The sequence below is a fragment of the Limnohabitans sp. JirII-29 genome (assembly GCF_003063395.1).
GTDB lineage: Bacteria > Pseudomonadota > Gammaproteobacteria > Burkholderiales > Burkholderiaceae_C > Limnohabitans.
This window is the reverse complement of sequence record NZ_NESB01000008.1, coordinates 135,025-160,285: the sequence shown is the minus strand read 5'-3', so window position 1 is coordinate 160,285 and position 25,261 is coordinate 135,025. Positions and strand designations below refer to the sequence as shown.

The window sequence follows — 25,261 nt, the reverse complement described above, 5'->3', positions numbered from 1 at the left end:
TTGGAATAGCGTGAAATATCCGGGCTAGCCCTTGACACACCACAGCAGCTACCTAGCCACCCGCGCCCTCACCCCCAACGCCTGCCACCCCTCATGCCCCAGCGTGTTCAGCACCTCGATGTTGCGCTCAAAGATGAGCGACGCATCCGGGTAGGCCGCCACTGCCTTGTCGATGCTCGACTCGCGCAACAAGTGCAGCGTGGGGTACGGCGTGCGGTTGGTGAAGTTGCTGATGTCGTCCACATCCGTGCCGCCAAATTGGTAGCGCGGGTGAAAGTCGGCCACTTGCAGCACGCCGTCTAGCGCCAGGTCTTGCAACACAGCGTCGCAGTCGCTCAAGAAGTCGTTGAAGTCCAAAAAATCGGGCAAGGCATGGGGCGCAATCAGCAAGGTGGTGTCGAGTTGCTCCGGGTCTGCCTCAGCCAAGTGTTGCAACTCGTCGCGCAGCATGGCCAACAGGTCGGCAGGCTCGGCAGAGGAGCACACGCGGTAACGCACCCTGTCTTTGACCACCACGGCTTTGGCAAACGGGCACAAGTTCAAACCCACCACGGCTTGCATCAACCAGGTTTGGGTGTCTTCGATGGCGGTGCGTTCGGAGTCGGTCATGACAGGCCTTGTCCCGCACGCGGGGCCACCACACGCAGCGCACGGTCAATGGCCACGGCCAAGCCCATGCCCACCAGGCAACAACTGCCCGTGACCGCCCAGGTCCATTGCCAACCGCCCATGCTGGCCGCGACCCAAGCCACCACAGGCGGACCAAAGAACTGCCCGGTAGCCGACCACTGCTGCATCCACCCCACGGTGGTCGACAGCGTGTCAGGGCTCGGTGCCAAGCGCATGGCCAGCGCAAACAAGGTGCCGGGGATCAAGCCGCCGACCGCCGACAGCAAGATGACCGACACATAGCGCCCGGCCATGGGCAAGCCCCAACCCTGCCATTCGCCAAACGCGCCGACAGCCCCCAAGGCCATGCTGCCAAAACCAATGAACAACAGTTGACGTCCCTGCCAACCACGTTGCAACAAGCGCCCCGACGCCAAGTTGCCACCCATATTGGCCAGGGCCACACCCGCCGTGAGCAAACCCGACAAACCCTCGGCCACACCCAAGCCCGCATAGACCGTGGGCAAGAAGCCAATCACCGCCAACCACTGCGCGGCATAGACGCCAAAGGTGAGCGACAACAACCAAGGGCCGCGTGCGCGCAAGGTCTGGCGCAGACGTTGTCGCCAACCCTCGCTCGCGGCCACTCGGGCAGAGGGTGCACGGGGTACATCGGGCGCAATGCCGGTCCACACCATCCACCACGCCAGGGCCGACACACCGCTCAGGCACCACCACCAGACGGGCCAGCGCCACACCGACAGCACCCACGAGCCCACCAACAAAGCGGTGGCGGTGCCCAAGGGCATGTAAGCACTCCACTGACCCATGCGAGCGTTGAGCTGAGCCGCCGACACACAGCGGCGAATCAAAGCAGGCGCAGGCATGACCACCCACAAAAAGCCAAAACCCTCCATCGCACGCAAGACCAGCAAGGCGTCGATGCCCGTGGCAAAACCACCCAAGGCACTGGCCAGCGTGAGCAGCCCCAAACCTGCCAACATGCTGCGGCGCAAGCCGACGCTGTCCACACTCAAGCCCACCACCAAGCCCAGCGTCATGCCAGCCAGTTGCACCATCGAGAGCAAAAAGCCTGCTTGCACCAGGCTCAACGACAAAGCCGCTTGCAGCACCGGCAACGCGGGCGGAATTTTGCCCACATGCAAGGCCGCGCACACGCCAGCGAGCACCACCACCCAGGACGGGTGAATCCAAGAACGAGTGGAGGTCATGTGGTCAAGCGTGTGTGTTCGCGGGTGGCAAAACGGTCAGTCATGCCCGACAGGTAGTCGGCCACAGCACGCGGCACGTCCGGGCGCTGGGCGTAAGCAGCAGGCATTTCGTGGGGCTTGGCCAAGTAGGCGGCAAACAACTCGCGCACCACGCCACGAGCCCAGTCGGTGGTCTGCATCACCTGCGGGTGACGGTAGAGATTACGAAACAAAAACGACTTCAGCGCCTTGGACTGTGCCCGCATCTCGTCGCTGAACTGCATCAACGGTGGGCAGGCACGCGCCGCATCGGCACTGGCCGGGGCGTGCTGCGCCAGCGCAGCCTGGGTGGCGGCCACAACGTCATACACCTGATCGCTGAGCATGCGGCGGATGGTTTCGTACAGCACACGGCGACCTTGCAGTTGCGGGTATTCGGCCAAGGTCTGTTCGCAGTAGCGTGCGAACAGCGGCACCTCGTGCATTTGCTCCAAAGTCAGCAGCCCTGAGCGCACGCCGTCGTCGATGTCGTGCGCGTTGTAGGCAATCTCGTCGGCCAGATTGCACAGTTGGGCTTCCAGGCTGGGTTGCGTGCCGTTCAAAAAACGGGTGGCCACACCGTCGGGCTCTTGCGCCTCGATCAACTCGGCGTTGCGCCGCGCGCAGTGCTTCAAGATGCCTTCGCGGGTTTCAAAGCTCAGGTTCAAGCCGTTGAAGGCCGGATAGCGCTCTTCGAGTTCATCCACCACACGCAGGCTTTGCAGGTTGTGCTCAAAGCCGCCATAGGGCGCCATGCATTCGTTGAGCGCGTCTTGGCCGGCATGGCCAAACGGTGTGTGGCCCAGGTCATGGGCCAAGGCCACGGCCTCGACCAAGTCTTCGTTCAAACGCAAGGCGCGTGCAATGGAGCGCCCCAGTTGCGCCACCTCCAGCGAGTGCGTCATGCGGGTGCGAAACAAATCGCCTTCGTGGTTCAAGAACACCTGGGTCTTGTAGACCAAGCGCCGAAATGCGGTGGAGTGGACGATGCGGTCGCGGTCGCGCTGGTGCGGGTTGCGCACGTTGGGCGCGAGCAGGTGCGCTTCGACTTCGGTGTGTCGGCGTCCGCGCGATTGCGCCGGATCGCAGGCAAACACGGCGAGGCTTGAGGTGTTCATCCTTGGCAGCACGCGGTGATGACCTCGGCCACCACCGCATCGGGGGCACCACGCACCACGGCGCTGCCGGGCGGGTGGATCAGCACAAAACGGATATCGCCGGCTTCGGCTTTTTTGTCCACCCGCATGTGGTGCAGGTAAACGTCGGTGCCCAGTTGTGGCCCCACCGTGGGCAAGCCCGCACGCGCCAGCAAGGCCGTGAAGCGGCTGACAAACGCCGCATCGACCAGCCCCAGGCGTTGCGACAAGTTGGCGGCCATCACCATGCCGCAACCCACGGCCTCACCGTGCAACCAGACCCCAAAGCCCAAACCCGCTTCGATGGCGTGGCCAAAGGTGTGGCCAAAGTTGAGGATGGCGCGCAGGCCCGACTCGCGTTCGTCCTGCCCCACCACCCAGGCCTTGATTTCACAGCTGCGTTGCACGGCGTGTGCCAGTGCTTTCGGGTCACGTGCCATCAGGGCATCGAGGTGGGCGTCGATCCAGTCGAGGAATGCCATGTCGGCAATCGGGCCGTACTTGATGATCTCGGCCAAGCCTGCGCTCATCTCGCGTGCGGGCAAAGTTTGCAGGGTGTCCAAATCGCACACCACGCGCTGGGGTTGGTAGAAGGCACCCACCATGTTCTTGCCCAGCGGATGGTTGATGGCAGTTTTGCCTCCGACCGACGAGTCCACCTGGGCCAGCAAGGTGGTGGGCACTTGCACAAAAGGCACACCGCGCATGTAACAGGCGGCAGCAAACCCCGTCATGTCGCCCACCACACCGCCGCCCAAGGCAAACAGAACGGTTTTGCGGTCGCAACCTTGGGCCAGCAACAGGTCAAAAATTTGGTTCAGAGTTGGCCAGTCTTTGTGGCTTTCCCCATCTGGCAGCACCACGGTGTGGATGTGCGGGTACTGACCTGCCAAAGCCGCTTGCAAGCGCGCCACATAGAGCGGCCCCACGATGTCGTTGGTGACGATCACAGCGCTGCTGGCCCGTGGCAAATCAGCCCAGGTGCTAGGCTCATCAAGCAGTTGCGGGCCAATCAGGATGGGGTAGCTGCGCTCGCCCAAATCAATCGACACAGACACAGGAGCGAGGGGAGAAGCAGACATGGCAGACGCCTTTGAAATTTCAAGCAACAGAAGAAGACGGCGGGGGTGCCGTGACCGCGTCGAGCTGGCCTGCCAACTCCAGCTGCGACACGATCATGTTGACCAACGAGGCCACGGTGGGTCGCCCGGTTTCAATCACGTAATGCGAGGCTTCGCGGTACAGCGGATCGCGCATGGCGAACAACTCGCGCAAGCGCCCAAGTGGGTCGGCCACTTGCAGCAGCGGGCGGTTTTGATCATGGCGCAAGCGGCGAAACACTTCTTCGGGGCTAGAGCGCAAATAAAACACCTGACCGCGTTGACGCAAACGCTCGCGGTTTTCAGGGCGCAACACAGACCCGCCCCCGGTGGAGAGCACGCCATGTGGACGCTGGCTCAACTCGTCGAGCACCTCAGCTTCTACGTCACGAAAGCGGTCTTCCCCTTCGCGCTCGAAAAAATCGCGAATCGAGCAGCCCAGGCGCTGCTCAATCGCATGATCCGAATCAACGAAAGGGATATTGAGCCGTCGGGCAAGTTGTCGCCCCACGGTAGATTTGCCAGAACCCGGCAGACCAACCAAAACCAACAAGGTGTGCTTTCTTAACGTGCGGATGCACTTTGGTCGAGCATTTTAGGGGTTATGAACACCAGCAACTCTTGCTTGGAGGTGCTGCGGCGGCGGTTTTTGAACAGATAGCCCAGCACCGGCAAATCACCAAAGAACGGCACTTTGTACTCGTCGTCTTGTTCGCTGCTCTCGAAAATGCCACCAATCATCACCGTGCCACCGTTGTCCACACGCACTTGGGTGGCCACGTGTTTCGTATCAATCGCAAACCCAGCAGAAGTGGATTGGCCCACGCTGTCTTTGTGCACATCCAGGTCGAGCACGATGCCGCCTTCAGGGGTGATTTGCGGCGTGACCTCCAGCTTGAGGTTGGCCTTGCGAAAAGCAATCGACGTCGCCCCGCTGGCCGCAGCCACTTGGTAGGGCAATTCGGTGCCTTGTTCGATGATGGCTTTGGTTTGGTCTGCGGTGACCACGCGCGGGCTCGACACCACCTTGCCTTTGCCATCGGCCTCTAAAGCAGACAGCTCTAAATTCAAAAACTTGTTTTTGGACGCATTGAAGATCGACACCGCAAAGCTGGCCGAATCAAAGCCATTGATCGCAGCGGCTGGCAAGTTGACGAACTGCCCCGTGGTGTTGAGGGCTTTGTCGGCGATGTTGAAGCTGGTGCCTTGCAAGGCGGTGGGGTTGGCGTTGGCCAAGGCATTGGTGCTGGTGGGGCCCACCACGGTTTGAGAGCCGACTTGCCCCAAGCCACCCAAACGCACGCCCAAGGTTTGGCCAAAGGTGTCAGAGGCTTGCACAATGCGCGCCTCAATCATCACCTGGCGCAGCGGCACATCCATCTTGGCGATCATCTCGGCCACCTGGTCCAAGCGTGTGGGAATGTCAGTGACAAACAATTGGTTGGTGCGTGGCTCGGCCATGGCGCTGCCACGCACGCTCAAGATGCGCGCAGCGTTGCTGGTCGCACCACCCAGCGCCGCCGCACTGAACGCGGGATTGGCAAAACTGTTGCTGCCCGTGTTGCTGCCCCAGCCTGCAAATGAAGACGGCATAGGAGCAGAGCCTGTGCCTTGAATTTGAGCCACCACATCGACCGCCTTGGCGTAATTGAGCACAAAGCTGCGGGTCTGCAAGGGCTCTAGGTTTTGCAGAGCAAGGCGGCTTTCAAACTCCAGCTTGTCACGCGCAGCCACCTCGGCGCGGGGTGCCACCCAAATCACATTGCCTTGACGGCGCTGGCTCAGGCCTTTGGCCTGGGTGATGATGTCGAGCACCTGATCCCACGGCACTTGCTGCAAGCGCAAGGTCAAGGAGCCCGTGACACTGTCAGAGGTGACGATGTTGAGCCCGGTGAAGTCGGCCACGATTTGCAAAGCGGTGCGCACCTCGATGGTTTGAAAATTCATCGACATGGGCTGGCCGCTGTACGCAGGTGCGGGGTCTTGCGCCTTGGCTGAAGGCAAAAGCAAGAACCAAGCGCACACACTCAAGCACGCACAGTGCAAGAGGACACGGCAACGTGAACACAGTGTGTAGGTCAAGGCAAGGTCTCCATGAAAGGCAAACTCACCGAGCGGGTTTGCCAAGTGCCGCTGGCGTCACGCACCAGTTCTCGCACGCGCAGTTGCTGGGCATCCATCGCCTCCACCCGGCCAAAGTCTTGTCCGAGGTAGGCGCCCACAGCCACCGTGTGGACTTGGGTTTGCGTGGTCTGCCCAGGCTCGACCACGCGTACCACCGCCAGCATGCGTCCCGCCTGGGCAATGTGGCCGATGTAGCGCAAGTGCTCGCGCGCAAACCCCTCCAGAGGTTGACGCGGCCGGTTCAGCTCCGTGGCCATCCAAGGCGCAAAACTTGGATGCTGCTGTGCCTGTGGGAGCGGGCTGGCGGACAACGTGGCGCTCAACCGTTGGGGCAAGGCCATCGACAGTTGCGCGCTGACAGCACCGTCTGGGCGCACCTTGAGGTCGAGCACAGACAGGCTTGCGCCTGGCAACACATCCGGCCAGCGCGACACCCAAGCAAGCCAGTCTGTCCACGCCCCATGCAGGGCAAAAGTCACTGGGAGTTGTTGCCACGCCACGTTGTTTGTGCGTAGCACACGCACCGGCTTGCCAACGCTCAGCGCAGACAGTTGCAAGTGCTGTTCACGCGCGCCCTCGCTCAAGCGGGTCACGCCATCTGGCACCACGTTGAACCCAGGCGTGACGGCCATGCCGTCCTGCTGCTGCGCATTGTTTTTCGCCAACTGCTCCAAGTCATGTTGTTGCGCCGCCTGTTGATCGCGCGCTTCTTGAACGTCCCCCCATGTTTGCAGTGTCAGCACCGTCCAAGGCGACACCCACGCAGCGCCCAAGCACACGGCGGCCAGCCACGACGCTTTGGGGTGGGCGCAATGCCAAGCCCACAACTGACGCCACGCACCAGACCAAAGCTGAAGGGCCTCCAACATCAGTGGGCACCTTTCAAATCAGCTTCGATGCGAAAGTGCCAGACCCATGCACCTGCGCCTGAGGTTGAGCGCATGAACTGCAATTGGTGCAGCTCGGGCGCACGTTGCCACACAGACAAGGCCGTCAGTTGTTCCAACCACTGCTGAACGTGCGCAACCTCTGGGGCTTCGCCTTGAACCACCCAATGGGCATCTTGTTGTTGCACATGCGTCACCCGCAACGAGGTGCCTGCATGACCCAAGGCCGCATGCCACTCGAGGGTTTGCTGCTGCTGGCGTTGCTGGGTTTGGAGCCACTGGCGCTGTGCGTCCAATTGCCGCTGCGCCAGCGCAACATTTTGCTGGGTGCTGCGGGCATCGGCCAGAGCCTGCGTCAGTGTGGCTGGGTCACGCAGCAGGTGTTGTTGCGCCTGCGTGGCGGCACGAAGCGCTGCCGTCAGCACCAAGCTCAACACAGCACTGACCCCCATCACCCCCACCCATTGCTGAGCCCACGCACGCTGGCGGCGTTGCCGTGCCCAGCGGCGGTGGGGTAAAAAATTCAATCCTGTTTCTGCCCAAGCCGCCAGCGCCAAACCTAACGCCACGTGGGCCGAGGGCGATGCGGCCTCACCCATCCAACCCTGTGCCATGGGATGCACCTGCGCACGTTGGGTGGCCTCGGATCGGGGCTCGACGACCCAAGCCCGCACCCTTGCCGCCTTGGCCATGGCTTGCAAACGTGCCACCGGGTCCGGCGCCAAAAAGCCCAGCGCGTAAGACACCTGGGCAGCGCTCGCGTCAGGCCCTGCGGGTGTCACCACTTGGTAAGTCCAGCAGACTTGCGCAGGATCGACGTTTTGGGTGTGTGCCAACTCGGCAGCCAACTGGAACGCCACATCGCGGTCAGACAACTGCGCAGACAAGGTCACTGTTTGCCGCGTGAGCCAGGTGTCATCCAGCGCCAAACACACACCTTGGGGCTGCCAGCCATGATCGCTGAACCAAACCTGGAGCCACTGACCCAGGGCCAATGGATCCATCACATACGCACCCTGCACCAGCCCGTCGGGCAACACCAGCGGTTCAACACAACAGCAATGCTGCGCGGCCTCCAAGCTTCCTTCCAGGACCACCACCCAAGCCCCATCCACACCGAAGGCCAAACCGGCCACGCATTGGCGCTGTGGGCGGCGTGGCAAAAACCACAGAGGCAGGTGCATGAAATCTCCTGGGCGGGTCAAAGTCGCAGGATTTTGAGCACCAAAGGTGTAGGCTACGCGCGTGCCCCACTCAGGGATTTTGTGATCACAGCACGGTTTTTATAATCCCCTCTACTTATGGCCCACAAGCACCCCCCTGAAAGTTCGAAAGAACAAGCCGCTGCCCCCGCAGCGCCCCGCTCACTGGCTGGCCAATTGTTGCTGTGGGCCTTCGGCATTGCCGCTGCAGGTTTGCTGATGGTGGCCTTGTTGGTGGGGCTAGCCCTGGCCATGGCCTACCCGCAACTGCCGGATGTGTCTGATCTGTCGGACTACCGCCCCAAACTGTCCATGCGCGTGTACTCGGTCGAGGGCACACAGATCGGTGAGTTTGGCGAAGAGCGCCGCAACCTCACGCCGTTCAAAGACATTCCCAAGGTCATGAAAGACGCGGTATTGGCCATTGAAGACGCCCGCTTTTACCAACACGGTGGCGTGGACTACATCGGCTTGCTGCGCGCGAGCTTGGCCAACTTGGGACGTGCCAAAAGCCAAGGCGCTTCCACCATCACCATGCAGGTGGCACGCAATGTGTACCTGTCGTCGGAAAAAACCTTCACCCGCAAAATTTACGAAATCTTGCTGACCACCAAGCTGGAGCACATGCTCAGCAAGGACCAGATTTTTGAGATCTACCTGAACCAAATTTATTTGGGCAACCGCGCCTATGGTTTTGCGGCGGCCTCTGAGGCGTACTTTGGCAAGCCCCTGAAAAACATCACCATCGCGGAAGCCGCCATGTTGGCGGGTTTGCCCAAAGCGCCGTCGGCCTACAACCCGATCGCCAACCCCAAGCGGGCACGTTCACGCCAGCTCTACATCATTGAGCGCATGGAAGAGCATGGCTTCATCAGCAAAGCAGAAGCCGTTGCCGCCAAGCAAGAAGAGTTGAAAATTCGCACCGCCACCAGCAGCCTCAACACCCACGCCGAGTACGTGGCCGAGATGGCGCGCCAGCTGATGTTTGCGCAGTACGGCCCCGAGATTTACACCCGTGGTCTGAACGTGTACACCACCATCCGCGCCAGCGACCAGCAAGCGGCTTACTACGCACTGCGCCGCGGCATCATGGACTACGAACGCCGCCAGCACTACCGCGGCCCCGAGAAATTCATCACCTTGCCCACCAACCCGGCGGAGCAAGAAGATGCGATCGACGACGCCTTGATTGAACAAGGCGACAAGGGCGACTTGTTAGCCGCCGTGGTGCTGGAAGCCGGACCGAAAAAAGTGCGTGCTGTGCGCCAAAACAGCGAGGTGCTGGAGATCACTGGCGAAGGCTTGCAACCTGTGCAGTCGGGCTTGTCTGACAAAGCACCGCCCAACATCCGTTTGCGCCCAGGTGCGCTGATTCGCGTCACCAAGACCGCCAAAGGGGCGTGGGAGATCACCCAACTGCCCGAGGTGGAGGGCGCATTCGTGTCGGTGGACCCTCGCGATGGGGCCATCCACGCGCTGGTGGGCGGCTTTGACTTTGACAAAAACAAGTTCAACCACGTGACCCAAGCGTGGCGTCAACCGGGCTCCAGCTTCAAGCCATTCATTTACTCTGCGGCCCTGGAAAAAGGCTTCACACCCGCCACCGTGGTCAACGATGCGCCGCTGTTTTTTGACGCCAGCGTGACCGGTGGCCAACCGTGGGAGCCCAAAAACTACGACGGCACATTCGATGGCCCCATGACCTTGCGCAAAGGCTTGGCCAAGTCGAAGAACATGATCTCGATTCGCGTGCTGCAAGCCGTGGGCGCACAAAACGCGCAGCAGTGGATTACCCACTTTGGCTTTGAAGCCGACAAACACCCGCCCTACCTGACCATGGCCTTGGGCGCGGGCTCGGTCACCCCCATGCAAATGGCCACGGGCTATTCGGTGTTTGCCAATGGCGGCTACCGCATCAACCCTTATCTGATCACCAAAGTCACCGACCAAACAGGCAAGGTGTTGTCTGAATTCACGCCCCCCGAGTTGGACGAGTCCGTGCGTGGCATCGATGCGCGCAACGCGTTTGTGATGACCAGTTTGTTGCAAGAGGTCACCCGCTCAGGCACCGCCGCGCGCGCCCAAGCCACTTTGAAGCGCCCTGACATTTACGGCAAGACAGGCACCACCAACGACTCCATGGACGCCTGGTTCGCAGGCTATCAACCGACCCTCACGGCGGTGACGTGGATTGGCTACGACACCCCGCGCAAACTGGGTGACCGCGAAACAGGTGGTGGCTTGAGCTTGCCGGTGTGGATCAGCTACATGCAGCACGCCCTGCAAAACGTGCCCATCACAGAGCCCACGCCACCTGCTGGCCTCACCCATGAAGGCGGCGAATGGTTCTACAGCGAATACAGCCGTGGCGGCGGTGTGAGCAGCTTGGGGCTGGAGGGCCGGTCAGCGCCCAGCGAGTTGCCTGCCAATGACGAGAAAAAACGCATCCTCGATTTGTTCAAAAACTAAGGGGCTTCGCGCCGCCCTGGCGCGAGACCTCACGCCACAAGCCCCGTCGTCTTAAGCCGTGAAAACGAGCGTCATGCCCGATTGGGTGGTGGCGTCTTGCGTCAAACGCTGAAAAAACTCACCTTGTCCTTTGGTGTCGGCCCATTGCTGGCCGTCAAAGCGAAAGTGATAACCCCCTGAGCGCGCGGCCAACCACACTTCGTGCAGAGGCTTTTGCAGGTTGATGATGATTTGGCTGCGGTTGGCAAAGGTCAGTGTGATCATGCCGCCGGTACGCTGGTTGTCGATGTCGGCATCGCTCTCATCGTTGATGCGGTCACACGCCAGCTCCACCGCGCGCAGGAGTTGTTCAGCGTGGTCCAAGAATTCAAGATCGGTCATTACAATTTGCGCCATGGGTATTGAGCAAAAGATTCTAGTCAGGGCCAGTGCCCTTGGTGGCCGTGTGGCCGTCTATGCAAGCGCTGTGGTGTTGATGGCGGCGTGCGGTCAAAAAGGGCCGCTGCAACTGCCCAATGACCCCGAGTTTCAACAACGCGCCACCTTGCCCGACATCGTGCGCCGCCAATTGCCTGGCGGCAATGCAACACCCAACGCCCCATCCCCCATACCTGCCGCCTCGGCACCGGTCAGCCCCGCGTCGTCGGGTCGCTGATTTTTCTGTCCTCCTTCACGAGCTGTTCGATGTCACACCCCACGCTTGCTGGTGCGCCCTTCGTGGCCACCCAACACAACGCCCTCTACCTCGAAGGCGTGAAACTGGCCGACCTAGCTGCGCAGCACGGCACGCCTTTGTTTGTGTACTCCAAAGCCGCCATGCTGAGCGCACTGGCCGCTTACCAACGCGGCTTTGCTGGACGCAAGGCCCGCATCTGCTACGCCATGAAAGCCAATTCATCCTTGGGCGTGCTGCAAGTGTTTGCGCAAGCGGGATGCGGCTTTGACATCGTCTCGGGCGGCGAGTTGGAACGCGTCATCGCCGCAGGTGGCGACCCGAAAAAAGTGATTTTTTCTGGCGTTGGCAAAACCCGCGCCGAAATGCGCCAAGCCTTGCAAGCAGGCATCGCCTGCTTCAACGTGGAAAGCGATGCCGAGCTGGAAGTGCTGAGCGAGGTAGCACAAGTCATGGGCCTGCGTGCTCCGGTGAGCATTCGCGTCAACCCCAACGTGGACGCCAAGACCCATCCCTATATCTCCACCGGCCTCAAGGGCAACAAATTTGGCGTGGCCCACGAGCAAGCCTTGCGCACCTACCAGCGCGCCGCGTCGCTGCCAGGTTTGCAAGTGGTGGGCATTGACTGCCACATCGGCTCGCAAATCACAGAGGCCACGCCTTACCTTGATGCGATGGACCGTGTGCTCGATTTAGTAGACGCCATCGAAGCCGCAGGCATTGCCATTGCTCACATCGACTTTGGCGGTGGCTTGGGCATCAACTACAACGGCGACACCCCACCCGCCGCCGATGCGCTGTGGGCACAACTGCTGGCCAAGCTCGATGCACGTGGCTACGGTCAGCGCCAACTGATGATCGAACCCGGTCGCTCCTTGGTGGGCAATGCCGGCGTGTGCCTGACCGAGGTGCTCTACCTCAAGCCGGGCGAGCAAAAAAACTTTTGCATCGTCGACGCCGCCATGAACGACTTGCCCCGCCCCGCCATGTACGAGGCCTTCCACCAAATCGTGCCACTCGCACCCCGAACGGGTGACAGCGTGTGCTACGACGTGGTGGGCCCGATTTGCGAGAGTGGTGACTGGCTTGGTCGTGACCGCCAGTTGGTGGTGCAAGCAGGCGATGTGTTGGCCGTGCTCTCCACCGGTGCCTATTGCATGGCCATGGCCAGCAACTACAACACCCGTGGACGTGCCGCTGAAGTGTTGGTCGACGGCACCCAGGCCCATGTGATTCGCCGCCGCGAGTCAGCCGCTGAGCAAATGGCTCTGGAGTGCTTGGTCGGTCAGGTCAAAAACCTCACTGACTGAATGCGTTTGTGGATTGTTTGGCGTCGCCAAGCGAACCGCGTCGCTCAATCTCGTTGGAGCCTTTGCTTGATGGAAGTGGGGTTCTGGCGACAGTCGAGTACGCGCCAAACTTGAACCTCCGCTACACCGACACGGTAGTAGATCGCGTAGGGAAACCGTTTAGAGAGCGTGCGGTGGTAGCCAAACACCTTCTGGTGAACGCCTGCGTACAACAGCAACGAATCAATGTCTGAGAACAGCGCGTCAAGAAAATAGTCACCAAGCCCCGTTTGCTGGCTTTCATAAAAGCGGGAACCTGCGCGAAGATCGTCAATTGCGAGGGAAAGTAGGCGAATTTTCACGCTTGTTTACGAGCACGCAGATGATCTTTGGCTTGGTCCCAGTCAACCATAGTCGCCACACCCGCAGCCAGTTCCTGTTCGGCGTCCTTCAAGGCCTGCTCATGCCATGCGGGGGATTCAAAATCACCTTCCGAACTCACGCAGAGGGAGTCCCAAAGCGCCTCCATCAGCTTGAGCTTTTCTGATGCAGGCATCGTTGCAATATCAATGGTCGTCATAAATTCCTCGTTCTTGCAAACAGTAGGCTTATGGATACTAGCAAAAATAGCCGCTCACAGCCTGAAGTGTGACGCATCTCGTGACTGCGCCCGAGCTTGGTTGACTTCAAATCTTTAAGTGGTGCGCTTGAATCTGCGCACCAAGCGCCAGCCCAACAATCCAGCTAGCACGCCGCCATACACCCACACCTCGGCAAAGTTGTGCTTGCCCGCGCGCATCCAGTAAAAGTGCAACACCGCCAAGCCAGCCACCAGGTACACCGCCTTGTGCAAGCTTTGCCAACGCTTCGCGCCTAAACGGCGAATGGCCGCATTGAACGACGTGGCAGCCAACGGCGTGAGCAACACAAAGGCTGAAAAGCCCACCCAGATGAATGGGCGCTTGGCAATGTCGTGGGCGATGTCGCCCCACTCAAAGCCCATGTCGAGCCAGCTGTAACACAGCAAGTGCAGCACCCCGTAGCCATACACCGTGAGCCCCAGCATGCGGCGAAAACGCGCCAGCTCGGGCCATCCCAAGCTCACACGCAAGGGGGTCACGGCGAGTGCCAGGCACAAAGCACGCAAGGTCCAGTCGCCCGTGGCGCGGATGAGGTATTCAGCGGGGTTGGCCCCCAGTGCATCGTTGAACGCACCCCACAGCAGCCACGCAAAGGGCAGCAACACCAAGGCACACAGCACAGGCTTGGCGGCCGGATGGCGCAAGACAGCGCGCAATGTCACAGCGAGCGTCGTCTTTAGAAGAACTTGCTCAGGTCCATGCCCTTGTAGAGCTGGCCCACTTGCGCTTCGTAACCATTGAACATCAAGGTTTTGCGCTTCTTGGCGAACAAGCCGTCTTCGCCAATGCGTCGCTCGGTGGCTTGGCTCCAGCGTGGGTGGTCCACATTCGGATTGACGTTGGAATAAAACCCGTATTCCTGAGGCGCTGAGCGGCCCCACGAGTTGATGGGCTGCTTGTCGACAAAACGAATCTTGACCAAGCTCTTGGCGCTCTTGAAGCCATATTTCCAAGGCACCACCAGGCGCACAGGCGCGCCATTTTGGTTGGGCAGCACTTCGCCGTACATGCCAAAACTCAGCAGGGTCAACGGGTGCATGGCTTCGTCCAGACGCAAGCCTTCAACATACGGCCAATCGAGCACGCGCGAACCCACACCCGGCATGGTTTTGGGATCGGCCAGTGTGATGAACTCGACATACTTGGCGCTGCCCAAGGGTTCCACGCGTTTGATCAACTCGGACAAGGAGTACCCCACCCAAGGGATGACCATCGACCAGCCTTCCACACAACGCAGGCGATAAATGCGCTCTTCCATGGGGCTGAGTTTGAGCAAGTCGTCCAGATCGATGGGGCCCGGTTTTTTGACCAGACCTTCGATCTCGACACGCCAGGGCTGCGTCTTGAGGGTGTGGGCGTATTTAGCGGGATCGGCTTTGTCGGTGCCGAACTCGTAGTAATTGTTGTAACTGCTGGCGTCGGCGTAAGGCGTGACCTTCTCCATCGTATTGGCACCGGCTTGGCGACTCACAGCGCCCACCAGAGGGCTGAGTTTACCGGGCTTGGCGACAGCGGATTGGGCCCAGGCTTCACGCCCCGCCCAAGCGGCCAGTGCAACACCACCCGCACCCGCAGCGAGTTGCTTCAACCAGTCACGCCGTTGCACATACGCTGTCTGTGGCGTGATCTCACTGCTGTGGGGGTGAATAAATCCTGAATCACTGTGGGCTGAAAAGAGGTTGCGCGGCACGGTATCTCCTGGTGAGTAATGGGTGACATTGTGCGGTGGTTGATGCCGACGTGCAAAACCAGACCTCAAAGGCCAAGCCTGTGCCAAGGAGGTTAGTGCAAATTCGAGGCCAAAAAAAAGCTGGCACTGAGCCAGCTTTTCGAACGCGAGGCGTCAGATCAACGCAGACCAGCCATGTAGTCGGCCACAGCCTTGATTTCACGGTCGTTGAGCTTGGCGGCCACTTGGGCCATTTGCACGCTGTTTTTGCGCACGCCGTCACGGAAAGCCGTCAACTGCGCGGCGGTGTATTCGGCGTGCTGGCCCGACAGGCGGGGGTACTGCGAAGGAATGCCTGCGCCATTGGGCGTGTGACAACCGGCGCAAGCGGCAATTTGACGGTCGGCAATGCCGCCGCGGTAAATGCGCTCACCCAAGGTGACCAACTCTTTGTCTTTGGCGAAGCCAGTTTTGGCTTTCTTGGAGCCTACCCAAGCCGCGATGTTTTTCATGTCATCGTCGCTCAGCGTGGCGGCCATGCCGCTCATCACCGCATTGGCACGCTTGCCCGATTTGAACTCTTGCAATTGCTTGACGATGTAGTCAGGGTGCTGCTGGGCCAACTTGGGGTTGACCGGGGTGCCCGAATTGCCATCGGCACCGTGGCAAGCCGCGCACACAGCGGTGAAGCTGGCTTCGCCTTTGGCCAAGTCAGGCTTGGCAGCTTTAGCGGGTTCGTTGGCGTGTGCAGACACAACAGGAGCCACCAAGGCGGCAGCGATCAGCAAAGAGGCAAACAATTTCATAGATGTGCTTTGGTTAATGACGCGCAAAGACGCTGAAAAACTCGGCAGATTCTACAATGCTGTATGAATCAGCCAGACACACAAGCCACACCCTCCCCTGCCGACACCCCGGAGGAACCCGCGCTCACGGTCTCGGTTGCGCCTTCGCCCGCATCGTCCCCCCTGAGTCCAGCCGAACAAGCCAAGCACGCCATGGGCTGGTTGCACACCGCCCGGTTCTTGACCACCGCCGCTCAGCTGCACCACTTGCCCGCCTACGAATTGCCTGAAATCGCCTTTGTGGGGCGCTCCAACGCCGGCAAGTCCACCTGCATCAACGTGCTGACGCAGCAAAAGCGCTTGGCCTATGCCTCCAAAACGCCTGGCCGCACCCAGCACATCAACTTGTTTGCGTTGGGTCGTCAAGGCCAGACCGATGCGGTGCTGGCCGACTTGCCGGGTTATGGCTACGCCGCCGTGCCCAAGCAGGACAAGATTCGCTGGCAACAAGTGATGGCCAACTATTTGTTGACCCGCGAGAACCTGCGTGCCGTGGTGCTGCTGTGCGACCCACGCCATGGCTTGACCGAGTTGGATGACATCTTGCTGGACGTGATTCGTCCCCGTGTCGAAGAGGGCCTGAAGTTCTTGGTGCTGCTGACCAAGGCCGACAAGCTCAACCGCACCGAGGGTGCCAAAGCGCTGTCCATTGCCAAGTTGCAAGCCGGTGGCGGTCAGGTCAAACTGTTTTCCGCCCTCAAAAAACAGGGGGTCGACGAGGTGGCCACCCTGCTCTACGACTGGATGCATCCGTGATTCAAACACTCACCCACACCCTGCCGCACGGCATGGCCTTGAGTTGCAGGGTGAGCGGTGAGCCTGGACGACCCGTGCTGATGTTTTTGCACGGATTTCCTGAAGCGGCCTTTGTGTGGGACGCGCTGTTGACCTACTTCGCACAACCCGAGCATGGCGGCTACCGTTGCGTGGCCCCTAACCTGCGCGGCTACGAGCATTCCAGCGCCCCCACCGAGGTCAACGACTACCGCGCCAAACACTTGGTGCAAGACGTGCAGGCCTTGGCCGCCATCGAAAGCCCCGAAGCACCTTTGGCTGGCTTGGTGGCGCATGACTGGGGCGGTGCAATCGCATGGAACTTCGCCAACCAGCATTCAACCCAGCTGCGGCGTTTGGTCATCCTCAACGCACCACATCCCGGCACCTTGCTGCGCGAACTGCAAAACAACCCGGCCCAACAAGCCGCCAGTGCGTACATGAATTTTTTGATTCGCCCCGACGCCCAGGCGCTGCTGGCGGAAGACAACTACCGCCGCCTGTGGGAATTTTTCACCAGCATGGGCGCGGCCCATGGCAAGCACGCGTGGTTGACCGAGGCGATGAAAGCCCAATACCGCGCCATTTGGGACCAGGGTTTGAACGGTGCGCTGAACTACTACCGCGCATCGCCCATGCGGCCACCACGCTTGGGCGACCCGGCGGCATCGGCCCTGCATCTGTCACAAGACATGTTGACGGTGAACGTCCCCACTTGCGTGATCTGGGGCATGCAAGACAGTGCCTTACTGCCCGGCTTGATCGACGGTTTAGCCGACTACGTGCCCAAGCTGACCTTGCACCGCATCAAAAACGCCACGCATTGGCTGCTGCACGAACAACCCGAACGGGTGACGCAACTGGTGGCTGATTTTTTGGCTGAAGACAAAGCCGGTCGCACCGTGGGTGAACGCACGCAGCGCATCAGCGCACGCACACACGACAAGCATCAATAGAGCTCAGGCGCGCCGGGCGGGCGTGTTTTGAAACGTTTGTGCACCCAGAAGTATTGGGCGGGCATGGTGTCGATGAAGCCTTGCAAACGCAGGTTCATGGTGGCGGTGTCAACAGACACATCGTCGGTGGGAAAGTCAGGCCATGCCGGGTGTACCGTCACCTCATACCCCATCGGGGTCATGCGCGTGGTCACCGGCACCACACGGGCACGACCCAGTTTGGCAAAACGTGACAACGAGGGCACCGTGGCCGCTGGCTCACCATAGAACGGCACAAAGATGGACTCGCTCGGACCAAAGTTCATGTCGGGCAACAGGTAAAGCAATTGGTGTTGCCGCAGCGCGCTGACGATGGGCTTGACGCCGTCTTCGCGACGGAACAAGCGCACATGACCAAAGCGCTGACGCCCTTGCGCCACCCAGGCGTCCACCGTGGCGTTGGACTGCGGCGTGAAGATGGTGGTGAAGTGAAGGGGCAAACTCAAGGTCAACGCGGTCCACCCCACATCCAGCCCCACAAAGTGCGGCGCGAACAACACAGTGGGTTGTGCCTGCGACAAACCAGCCACATCGCCCATGAGCTGCACACGCGACTGAATGCACGCAGGCGAACGGTGCCACAACCAACTGCGGTCCAACCAAGCCTGCGCAAAGTGCACAAAGCTCTGCCGCGCCAAAGCCGCACGCGCCTGCAGACTCAGCGCAGGAAAGCAAATGCGCAAGTTGGTGAGCACCACATGCCGTCGATCAGCCACCACGGCATACAGCAACAAGCCCAAAGCAGCCCCCAAAGCTCGAAGGACAGGCAAAGGCAAATAGCCCACACCACGCAGCAGCCAGAGTCCCAGTGCAGAGAACATGACTTAGCCCTCGGCCCGTGGTTGCTTGTCACGGGCATAGCCCCACAAGTACTGACCAGGGGCCGCACGTACCAACATCTCCACACCTCGGTTCACCGCAGCGGCAGCCAGCTCAGGAGGGCAGGTGGGGTCTTTCAATTCGGGCGCATTCAAAGGCCGCATGTGCATGCAAAAGCCCTGTCCCGGTGCCAAACGCTCGCACCAAGTCAAGACCACCGTCGCACCGGTTTGTTGAGCCAACTTGGACAACAAAGTCATGGTGTACACCTCACGACCGAAAAATGGGGCCCACACACCTTGCCCTGAGGGAGGCACTTGGTCGGGCAAGATGGCGGTGTAGCCACCGGCACGCAAGGTGCGAATCAAGGTGCGCACGCCCGCCAACGATGTGGGCGCAGACGCCAGATAGGGGCGTGTGCGCGCTTGTGCCACCAAAGGCTCTAGCCAAGCTTTGCGGGCCGGTCGATAGAGCGCAACCAGCGGGCCAAAGCGAGGACCAAATTTTTCAGCAATGGCTTGCGCACCGATTTCCCAACACCCTAGGTGAGGCGACATCACAATGGCACCCTTGCCTGCTTGCAAGGCCGCTTCAAAGTGTTCGGCACCGTCCCAACGCACCACATTGCCCAAGGGCTGTGAGGTCGAACGCATCCACACCCACGGCAATTCGGCCAACATGGTGCCGATGGCGGCAATGGCGGGGCGTGCTGCGCTCCACGGCACACCCGCCGCTTGCACGTTGGCTTTGAAATGCCGGCGGTAACTCGGTGAAGACCACCACACCACCCAACCCAGCAACGCACCCACACGCTGCATCCATGACAGCGGGACACGCGATAACCAAAGGAACAGACGGGTGACAGGGGCCATGAGGCTGATTGAAACGATAAAAGTTGAAATAGAATATCGATTGTCGCTGAGTTAACAGAGCAACTTGCAGAGCGACAACCCCACCTTGGTGGGTCCTGGTTTGGTCAACACCGAACCATCTGCTAAAGCGTTCGCCGGGCTCCTTCGGGGTTGGCAACGCCAACTTATCAACCGAATGGAGTTTTTTTCATGTCTCTCGACTATCTCTTCACCTCCGAATCCGTTTCGGAAGGCCACCCCGACAAAGTGGCAGACCAAATCTCGGACGCGATTCTGGATGCCATCTTCACCCAAGACCCGCGTTCGCGCGTGGCCGCTGAGACCCTGACCAACACCGGTCTGGTGGTGTTGGCCGGTGAGATCACCACCCAAGCCAACGTGGACTACATCCAAGTGGCGCGCGACACCATCAAACGCATCGGCTACGACAACACCGAGTACGGCATTGACTACAAAGGCTGCGCCGTGTTGGTCGCGTACGACAAGCAATCCAACGACATCGCCCAGGGCGTGGACCATGCGTCGGACGACCACCTCAACATCGGCGCTGGCGACCAAGGCTTGATGTTTGGCTATGCCTGCAGCGAAACCCCTGAGCTGATGCCAGCCCCCATCCACTACGCCCACCGTTTGGTGGAGCGCCAAGCCCAGTTGCGCAAAGACGGCCGCTTGCCTTTCTTGCGCCCTGACGCCAAGAGCCAAGTGACCATGCGTTATGTCGATGGCAAGCCCCACAGCATTGACACCGTGGTGCTGTCGACCCAACACAGCCCGGACCAAAGCGAATCGGCCACCAAGATGAAGGCCAGCTTCACTGAGGCCATCATCGAAGAAATCATCAAGCCCGTGCTGCCCAAAGAGTGGCTCAAAGACACCAAGTACCTGATCAACCCCACCGGTCGTTTCGTCATCGGCGGCCCACAAGGCGACTGCGGCTTGACTGGCCGCAAGATCATTGTGGACACCTACGGCGGCGCTTGCCCCCACGGTGGTGGCGCTTTCTCGGGCAAAGACCCGTCCAAGGTCGACCGTTCTGCCGCCTACGCTGCACGCTATGTAGCCAAGAACATCGTGGCCGCCGGTTTGGCCAGCAAGTGCCAAATCCAAGTGGCGTACGCGATTGGCGTGGCCCGTCCAATGAACATCACGGTCAACACCGAAGGCACCGGCGTGATCAGCGACGAGAAAATCGCCGCCTTGGTGGCCGAGCACTTTGACCTGCGCCCCAAGGGCATCATTCAAATGCTCGACTTGCTGCGTCCTATTTACAGCAAGACCGCGGCCTATGGCCACTTCGGTCGCGAAGAGCCCGAGTTCACGTGGGAGCGCACCGACAAAGCGGCTGCATTGAAGGCAGCGGCTGGTTTGAAGTAAACGCCTTTTGGGTTTGCTTTGAAGGCCTCTCGTTGCTGACGGGGGGCCTTTTTTGTTGGTGTCGTTGATCCGCATCCTTACGCCGTCGATCCTCTTGCGCTTCGTCTTCCTCGCCCTCGGGGATGCGGATTGGAGGAGGCCGCTGCGGCTTACATCGCTGCGCGACGAATGGCGCCGCATCGGCCTCCCCCAACCCGCATGTTGTTGTGCGAAGAATTTCAGGCGAGAAGCGAAAGACGAAAGACGAAAGACGAAAGACGAAAGACGAAAGACGGAAAGCTAAAAGCGAAAAGCGGCAGGCTTAGGCCATAGCGCCAAGGCGCAAAGTTTCAGGTAGCAGAGGTCTCGGTAGCCTTCACCACCATGGAGGCCTTGAAGTTGTCCGGTCGCCCCAAGAAGCATGGGTGGTGTACCCCAATAAGGCGCCATTCATCGCGCAGCGATGTAAGCCGTTTGGGGTGCACCACCCGTGCTTCGGAGCACCGTCAAACGCAAAAACGAATGAGCGAAAACAGCAACGACAAAAGCGTCAAACCTCCGACGATTGCTGTAACGCCCACATCTGCGCATACCGCCCATTGAGCGCCAACAAAGCCGCGTGCGATCCGCGCTCCACAATACGCCCCGCGTCCAGCACCAAAATCTCGTGGGCATCGACCACCGTGGACAAACGGTGTGCAATCACCAAGGTGGTTTTGTTGTGCGCAGCACTCTGCAACTCCCCTTGAATGGCGCGCTCGTTGGCACTGTCCAAGGCTGATGTGGCTTCGTCAAAAATCACAATTGGTGGATTTTTGAGCAAGGTGCGCGCAATCGCCACGCGCTGCTTCTCACCGCCCGAGAGCTTCAAGCCCCGCTCACCCACCATGGTGTCGTAACCCTTGGGCGTGGCGACGATGAAGTCATGGATGTGGGCGGCACGGGCTGCTTGCTCCACCTCATGCGCGGAGGCATCGGTGCGACCGTAGGCGATGTTGTAACGCACGGTGTCGTTGAACAGCACCGTGTCTTGCGGCACGATGCCCAGGGCACGGCGCACGCTGTGCTGCGTGACGCGGCGAATATCTTGGCCGTCGATGGTGATGTGGCCACTGCCCACGTCATAAAACCTGAACAACAAACGCGCCAGCGTGGACTTGCCCGAACCCGAGGGCCCCACCACCGCGACGGTTTTGCCAGCCGGGATTTCAAAGCTGATGCCATGCAAAATTTCACGCGCAGGCTCATAGGCAAACACCACCGACTCAAAGCGCACCGTGGGCGGGCCGCTCACTTGCAAGTCGGGTGCACCTGGGTCGTCGGCCACTTCGCGCTCTTTCTCCAGCAAGCTGAACATGCGGTCCAAGTCGGTCAGGCTTTGCTTGATTTCGCGGTAGAGCACGCCCAAGAAATTGAGGGGGATGTAGAGCTGGATCATGAAGGCATTGATCATCACCAAGTCGCCCAAAGTCATGCGTCCCTCCACCACGCCCACGGTGGCGCGCCACAGCATGGTGACCAAGGCGATGGCGATGATGAGTTGCTGGCCGGTGTTGAGCAGCGACAGCGAGGTTTGCGACTTCAGGCGCGCACGACGCAGCTGGTCCAAGCTGGTGTCGTAGCGCTGGGCTTCAAAGCCTTCGTTGCTGAAGTATTTGACGGTTTCGTAGTTCAACAACGAATCCACCGCCTTGGTGTGGGCGGCTGAGTCAAACTCGTTGGCCTGACGGCGAAAGTGGGTGCGCCACTCGGTGACGCTGACCGTGAACACGATGTAAATGGCCAAGGCCAACAAAGTGATGCCCGCAAACCACACGTCAAACTTCACGGCCAAGATGGACAACACCAAGGCCACCTCAATCAAGGTGGGCACGATGCTGTAGAGCGAGTAAGAAATCAAGGACTCAATGCCGCGCACGCCCCGCTCGATGTCGCGCGTCATGCCACCGGTTTGACGCTCCAGGTGAAAGCGCAAACTCAAACCATGCAAGTGCTGAAAGGTTTCCAGCGCAATTTGCCGTGCCGCGCCTTGGGTGGCTTTGGCAAACACCAACTCACGCAATTCGGTGAAGGCCGACGCCGACAAACGCAACACGCCATAGACCAGCAACAAGGACACAGGCACTACCAGCACCGCTGTGGGGTCACTGGGTTTGAAAGACATGGTGTCGATCAGCTCTTTGAGCAACAAGGGCACGCCCACGTTGGCCAACTTGGCACCCACCATGAACAGCAAAGCCGCCATGACGCGCCACTTGTATTGCCACAGGTACGGGAAAAGGCGCTTGAGCGTGGCGCTGTCGGAGCGCGGGGTGCCGGCGTTGGCAGGGGATGGTGGAGTTGAAGGTGCGTGATGACGCATATTGCACAATGCCAAATAGTTAACCGTTGATTGTGCCTATGACTTCCAATTCCTCCGCCTCTGTGGTGACACTCCCAACCGACCAAGAGCTGGTGCTCAAGGTCATCCCCATGCCCGCGGACTGCAACGCCAACGGCGATATTTTTGGCGGCTGGGTCATGGCTCAGGTCGACTTGGCAGGGGCCGTGTTACCCGCCCGTTATGTGCGCGGCCGTATGGCCACTGTGGCGGTGAACGAGTTCATCTTCAAACAAGCAGTGAAAGTGGGCGACATCTTGAGCTTTTTTGCCAAGGTGCAACGCATCGGCCACACATCCATCAGTGTGGCGGTAGAGGTGTACGCCGAGCGTTTCAGCCGTCAGGGTGAATACATCAAGGTCACGCATGCCACCTTGACCTATGTGGCGATTGATGACCAGGGCAAGCCACGCCCCATTCCCAAAGACTGAGCTCAAGAGACGATGTAGGCCCCGCTACCTGCCGCCATCAACTGGCCATCGGGGCCGAAAAACTCCATCCGCGTTGACCCCACCCGAGAGCCCAAACGCAACACCTCGGCACGCATGTCAAAGTGCGTGCCAATGCCTTGGCGCAGGTAGTCAATGCGTAAATCGATGGTGCCAATTTTGAGGAAAAAGTCCAAGCGTTGTGTCGGCGTCTGATCCATGTGACGCGCTGCTTTGGCCACCAGACAAGCCAGTCCGCCCAAAGCATCCAATGACGCACTGATGACGCCGCCGTGCACACGGTTGTAGGCAAAGTGCCCGACCAGATCGGGCTTCATCTCCAAACGCGCTTTGACGACCGTGGGTGTGATCTCGCTCAGCTTGAGACCCAAGACTTGGTTGAAGACAATTTTTTCTTCAAAGATGGCACGCACGCCTTCGACGAACTCGGGCTCAAAGTGACCATCGGGTGACAGGCGCTTCATCAAAACAAGGCTTTCAGAGTTTGGAAAAATCAGGGCGACGCTTTTCCATGAAGGCACCAAACGCTTCTCGCGCAGCAGGCTCTTGCAGCATGCGACCAAAGCTGGCGGCCTCGGCCTCTATCTGCGCCATGATCTGTGCAGACTGGCCGCTCTTCATGAGCCGCTTGGTCTCCACCAAAGAACTCAGGGGTTTGGCCGCCAGTTTGCGCGCTTGCGCCTGGGCATAACTGTTGACCTCGGTGGGGGGCACCACGCGGTTGACCAAGCCCACCTCTTGCGCTGCCTCTGCCATGAAAGGCTCGCCCATGAGCAAGGCCTCTGCGGCACGGTGGTGGCCCATCATCTGCGGCACCAAGATGCTTGAGCCTGCTTCTGGACACAGACCCAAATTGACAAAAGGCATCGAGAAGGCGGCGTTGTCACCGGCGTACACCAAGTCGCAGTGGAACAAGAGCGTGGTGCCAATGCCCACCGCAGGCCCAGCCACAGCGGCCAGCAAAGGTTTGCTGAACCCGGCAATGGCCCGTAAAAAGCGAAACACCGGGGCGTCGTGACCTGACGGTGGATGGTTCAAAAAGTCAGCAATGTCGTTGCCTGCGCTGAAGATGGTTTCATGCCCTTGAATGAGCACCACACGCACCTCGGTGTTGGCTTGAGCATTTTCGATGGCATCGGCCAAGCTGGCGTACATGGCGGCCGTGATGGAGTTCTTTTTGTCCAAGCGGTTGAAGGTCAGCGTCATCACGCCTTGGTCGATGTGTTGCAGGATGTCGGTCATGACAAATCTCGGTTGGGTTTATTGAATACGCTGCCAAATTTGGGTGCGGTAAAAAGGGCCGATGTAGCCACGCAGTTGCAAGCGTTTGCCGCCGTCGAGCGGCACCATGCGCACGGTGTATTCCTTGCCGTTTTCCGGGTCGAGGATTTTGCCGCCACCGCCCCAGCGTTTGTCATCGGGCTCGTAGCGCACGCCACGGATGATCTCCATGCCCACAATGGCTTGGCCCTTGCGGTCGTCTTTGCAGTCATCACAGGTTTTGACGGCCTTGGGGTCTGGGTCCAGCGACTTAGCCACACGGCCAAACAACACCCCTTGGCGCTCAACGATGTCAATCTCGGCACGGGCCTCGCCGGTGTCGTCATCGATGGTGCGCCACAGGCCCACAGGCGTCATCTGCGCGTGTGCGGCGAGCACTGCGCCAGACATCACGCTTGCCACAAAAAAAGCACGCCAACTCAACATAGCCACTCCTTGAAATTG

The 25,261-nt window shown here is 59.9% G+C and carries 27 protein-coding genes; 7 read left to right on the top strand and 20 right to left on the bottom strand.

What is annotated here, in order from left to right; translation table 11 throughout:
- Nucleotides 1-48 precede the first annotated feature (48 nt).
- The 8 genes from B9Z39_RS13545 to B9Z39_RS13510 are packed head-to-tail and all read right to left on the bottom strand — an operon-like array spanning nucleotide 49 to nucleotide 8,290.
- Entirely contained in the window at nucleotides 49-609 is a 561-nt protein-coding gene (locus B9Z39_RS13545) for a DUF1415 domain-containing protein (RefSeq protein ID WP_108302050.1), read from the bottom strand.
- Nucleotides 606-1,841 carry a CynX/NimT family MFS transporter gene (locus B9Z39_RS13540; RefSeq protein ID WP_108302049.1) on the bottom strand — a complete coding sequence of 412 codons (1,236 nt, stop codon included), beginning with the start codon at nucleotides 1,839-1,841 and terminating at the stop codon, nucleotides 606-608. Before B9Z39_RS13540 ends, B9Z39_RS13545 begins: the two co-directional genes overlap by 4 nt.
- A complete protein-coding gene (locus B9Z39_RS13535; RefSeq protein WP_108302048.1) occupies nucleotides 1,838-2,977 on the bottom strand; it encodes a deoxyguanosinetriphosphate triphosphohydrolase in 1,140 nt (379 codons plus the stop codon). Before B9Z39_RS13535 ends, B9Z39_RS13540 begins: the two co-directional genes overlap by 4 nt.
- Nucleotides 2,974-4,077, bottom strand: a complete 1,104-nt coding sequence (gene aroB, locus B9Z39_RS13530) for a 3-dehydroquinate synthase (protein ID WP_108302047.1) — start codon at nucleotides 4,075-4,077, stop codon at nucleotides 2,974-2,976. The genes B9Z39_RS13535 and aroB overlap by 4 nt, the downstream gene beginning before the upstream one ends.
- Nucleotides 4,078-4,096: 19 nt before the next feature.
- Nucleotides 4,097-4,648 carry a shikimate kinase gene (locus B9Z39_RS13525; RefSeq protein WP_108302046.1) on the bottom strand — a complete coding sequence of 184 codons (552 nt, stop codon included), beginning with the start codon at nucleotides 4,646-4,648 and terminating at the stop codon, nucleotides 4,097-4,099.
- Nucleotides 4,649-4,659: 11 nt separating this feature from the next.
- Entirely contained in the window at nucleotides 4,660-6,177 is a 1,518-nt protein-coding gene (locus tag B9Z39_RS13520; protein WP_369908133.1) for a type IV pilus secretin PilQ, read from the bottom strand.
- On the bottom strand, nucleotides 6,174-7,088 hold the full coding sequence (locus tag B9Z39_RS13515) for a pilus assembly protein PilP (RefSeq protein WP_100147131.1): 915 nt from the start codon (nucleotides 7,086-7,088) through the stop codon (nucleotides 6,174-6,176). Before B9Z39_RS13515 ends, B9Z39_RS13520 begins: the two co-directional genes overlap by 4 nt.
- The gene (locus B9Z39_RS13510) at nucleotides 7,088-8,290 is read right to left on the bottom strand and encodes a hypothetical protein (RefSeq protein WP_100147132.1); all 1,203 of its coding nucleotides are present in this window, start codon (nucleotides 8,288-8,290) and stop codon (nucleotides 7,088-7,090) included. The genes B9Z39_RS13515 and B9Z39_RS13510 overlap by 1 nt, the downstream gene beginning before the upstream one ends.
- Nucleotides 8,291-8,407: 117 nt before the next feature.
- On the opposite strand from B9Z39_RS13510, the gene B9Z39_RS13505 reads away from it, so the two are divergent.
- Complete coding sequence (locus B9Z39_RS13505; protein ID WP_108302045.1) at nucleotides 8,408-10,777, top strand: penicillin-binding protein 1A; 2,370 nt, start codon at nucleotides 8,408-8,410, stop codon at nucleotides 10,775-10,777.
- Nucleotides 10,778-10,828: 51 nt separating this feature from the next.
- On the opposite strand, the gene cyaY is transcribed toward B9Z39_RS13505, so the two are convergent.
- Nucleotides 10,829-11,158 (bottom strand): iron donor protein CyaY, encoded by a 330-nt coding sequence (cyaY, locus tag B9Z39_RS13500; protein WP_100147246.1) that lies wholly within the window; start codon nucleotides 11,156-11,158, stop codon nucleotides 10,829-10,831.
- A gap of 13 nt (nucleotides 11,159-11,171) precedes the next feature.
- On the opposite strand from cyaY, the gene B9Z39_RS13495 reads away from it, so the two are divergent.
- Both B9Z39_RS13495 and lysA read left to right on the top strand, forming a co-directional pair.
- Complete coding sequence (locus B9Z39_RS13495; protein WP_100147134.1) at nucleotides 11,172-11,432, top strand: lipoprotein; 261 nt, start codon at nucleotides 11,172-11,174, stop codon at nucleotides 11,430-11,432.
- A 29-nt stretch (nucleotides 11,433-11,461) separates the two neighbouring features.
- Nucleotides 11,462-12,760, top strand: coding sequence for a diaminopimelate decarboxylase (lysA, locus tag B9Z39_RS13490; protein WP_108302044.1), 1,299 nt, complete (start codon nucleotides 11,462-11,464; stop codon nucleotides 12,758-12,760).
- Between the two features lie 44 nt (nucleotides 12,761-12,804).
- On the opposite strand, the gene B9Z39_RS13485 is transcribed toward lysA, so the two are convergent.
- The 5 genes from B9Z39_RS13485 to B9Z39_RS13465 form a co-directional block, all read right to left on the bottom strand.
- The gene (locus B9Z39_RS13485) at nucleotides 12,805-13,101 is read right to left on the bottom strand and encodes a type II toxin-antitoxin system RelE/ParE family toxin (protein ID WP_108302043.1); all 297 of its coding nucleotides are present in this window, start codon (nucleotides 13,099-13,101) and stop codon (nucleotides 12,805-12,807) included.
- On the bottom strand, nucleotides 13,098-13,319 hold the full coding sequence (locus B9Z39_RS13480) for an addiction module protein (protein ID WP_108302042.1): 222 nt from the start codon (nucleotides 13,317-13,319) through the stop codon (nucleotides 13,098-13,100). The genes B9Z39_RS13485 and B9Z39_RS13480 overlap by 4 nt, the downstream gene beginning before the upstream one ends.
- A 114-nt stretch (nucleotides 13,320-13,433) precedes the next feature.
- Nucleotides 13,434-14,036 (bottom strand): sulfite oxidase heme-binding subunit YedZ, encoded by a 603-nt coding sequence (locus B9Z39_RS13475; protein WP_100147247.1) that lies wholly within the window; start codon nucleotides 14,034-14,036, stop codon nucleotides 13,434-13,436.
- A gap of 20 nt (nucleotides 14,037-14,056) precedes the next feature.
- Nucleotides 14,057-15,070 carry a protein-methionine-sulfoxide reductase catalytic subunit MsrP gene (msrP, locus tag B9Z39_RS13470; RefSeq protein WP_108302078.1) on the bottom strand — a complete coding sequence of 338 codons (1,014 nt, stop codon included), beginning with the start codon at nucleotides 15,068-15,070 and terminating at the stop codon, nucleotides 14,057-14,059.
- Nucleotides 15,071-15,228: 158 nt separating this feature from the next.
- Nucleotides 15,229-15,855 (bottom strand): c-type cytochrome, encoded by a 627-nt coding sequence (locus B9Z39_RS13465; RefSeq protein ID WP_100147139.1) that lies wholly within the window; start codon nucleotides 15,853-15,855, stop codon nucleotides 15,229-15,231.
- Nucleotides 15,856-16,047: 192 nt separating this feature from the next.
- Between B9Z39_RS13465 and yihA the strand changes: the two genes are divergently transcribed.
- Both yihA and B9Z39_RS13455 read left to right on the top strand, forming a co-directional pair.
- A complete protein-coding gene (yihA, locus tag B9Z39_RS13460; protein ID WP_100147248.1) occupies nucleotides 16,048-16,650 on the top strand; it encodes a ribosome biogenesis GTP-binding protein YihA/YsxC in 603 nt (200 codons plus the stop codon).
- A complete protein-coding gene (locus tag B9Z39_RS13455) occupies nucleotides 16,647-17,624 on the top strand; it encodes an alpha/beta fold hydrolase (protein WP_108302041.1) in 978 nt (325 codons plus the stop codon). The genes yihA and B9Z39_RS13455 overlap by 4 nt, the downstream gene beginning before the upstream one ends.
- On the opposite strand, the gene B9Z39_RS13450 is transcribed toward B9Z39_RS13455, so the two are convergent.
- A complete protein-coding gene (locus tag B9Z39_RS13450) occupies nucleotides 17,618-18,484 on the bottom strand; it encodes a lysophospholipid acyltransferase family protein (protein ID WP_108302040.1) in 867 nt (288 codons plus the stop codon). The genes B9Z39_RS13455 and B9Z39_RS13450 overlap by 7 nt on opposite strands.
- A 3-nt stretch (nucleotides 18,485-18,487) precedes the next feature.
- Complete coding sequence (locus B9Z39_RS13445; RefSeq protein ID WP_108302039.1) at nucleotides 18,488-19,354, bottom strand: lysophospholipid acyltransferase family protein; 867 nt, start codon at nucleotides 19,352-19,354, stop codon at nucleotides 18,488-18,490.
- Nucleotides 19,355-19,543: 189 nt separating this feature from the next.
- Between B9Z39_RS13445 and metK the strand changes: the two genes are divergently transcribed.
- Nucleotides 19,544-20,728 (top strand): methionine adenosyltransferase, encoded by a 1,185-nt coding sequence (metK, locus tag B9Z39_RS13440; RefSeq protein WP_100147143.1) that lies wholly within the window; start codon nucleotides 19,544-19,546, stop codon nucleotides 20,726-20,728.
- Nucleotides 20,729-21,257: 529 nt separating this feature from the next.
- Here the strand turns inward: metK and B9Z39_RS13435 are convergent.
- The gene (locus B9Z39_RS13435) at nucleotides 21,258-23,069 is read right to left on the bottom strand and encodes an ABC transporter ATP-binding protein/permease (protein ID WP_108302038.1); all 1,812 of its coding nucleotides are present in this window, start codon (nucleotides 23,067-23,069) and stop codon (nucleotides 21,258-21,260) included.
- A gap of 38 nt (nucleotides 23,070-23,107) precedes the next feature.
- Here B9Z39_RS13435 and B9Z39_RS13430 point away from each other — a divergent pair, with 38 nt between their 5' ends.
- Nucleotides 23,108-23,518 carry an acyl-CoA thioesterase gene (locus B9Z39_RS13430; protein ID WP_100147145.1) on the top strand — a complete coding sequence of 137 codons (411 nt, stop codon included), beginning with the start codon at nucleotides 23,108-23,110 and terminating at the stop codon, nucleotides 23,516-23,518.
- A gap of 2 nt (nucleotides 23,519-23,520) precedes the next feature.
- Here the strand turns inward: B9Z39_RS13430 and B9Z39_RS13425 are convergent, their stop codons facing one another.
- Genes B9Z39_RS13425 through B9Z39_RS13415 form a run of 3 tightly spaced genes read right to left on the bottom strand, consistent with a single transcriptional unit; the run spans nucleotide 23,521 to nucleotide 25,243 of the window.
- The gene (locus tag B9Z39_RS13425; RefSeq protein ID WP_108302037.1) at nucleotides 23,521-24,000 is read right to left on the bottom strand and encodes a thioesterase family protein; all 480 of its coding nucleotides are present in this window, start codon (nucleotides 23,998-24,000) and stop codon (nucleotides 23,521-23,523) included.
- A 13-nt stretch (nucleotides 24,001-24,013) separates the two neighbouring features.
- Nucleotides 24,014-24,778 (bottom strand): enoyl-CoA hydratase, encoded by a 765-nt coding sequence (locus tag B9Z39_RS13420; RefSeq protein WP_108302036.1) that lies wholly within the window; start codon nucleotides 24,776-24,778, stop codon nucleotides 24,014-24,016.
- Between the two features lie 18 nt (nucleotides 24,779-24,796).
- On the bottom strand, nucleotides 24,797-25,243 hold the full coding sequence (locus B9Z39_RS13415; RefSeq protein WP_100147148.1) for a DUF2147 domain-containing protein: 447 nt from the start codon (nucleotides 25,241-25,243) through the stop codon (nucleotides 24,797-24,799).
- Nucleotides 25,244-25,261 lie beyond the last annotated feature (18 nt).